The organism is Allobosea sp. ASV33 (assembly GCF_016428755.1).
In the GTDB taxonomy this organism is placed as follows: Bacteria; Pseudomonadota; Alphaproteobacteria; order Rhizobiales; family Beijerinckiaceae; genus Allobosea.
Map to the genome: position 1 here is coordinate 1 of NZ_JAELTI010000292.1, position 315 is coordinate 315.

The window sequence follows — 315 nt, forward strand, 5'->3', positions numbered from 1 at the left end:
GGCCGGCGCGATCCGCCTCGTCTCGATCGAACGCGGCCATGATCCGGCGCGGTTCATGGCGATGCCGTTCGGCGGCGGCGGCGCGCTGCATGCCGGCGCTCTCATTCACGAGGTCGGGCTCAAGGGCTGTCTCTTATACACATCTCCGAGCCCACGAGACTCTAGGCGCGATCTCGTATGCCGTCTTGTGCGTGAAAAAGGGGGGGGGGGGGGGGGGGGGGGGGGGGGGGGGGGGGGGGGGGGGGGGGGGGGGGGGGGGGGGGGGGGGGGGGGGGGGGGGGGGGGGGGGGGGGGGGGGGGGGGGGGGGGGGGGGG

Annotated in this window: 1 protein-coding gene; it reads left to right on the forward strand. The window is 77.8% G+C overall.

What is annotated here, in order from left to right; genetic code table 11:
* Positions 1–315: hydantoinase/oxoprolinase family protein (locus tag JHD80_RS27660; protein WP_199093818.1), on the forward strand; the 315-nt coding region annotated here is incomplete at both ends.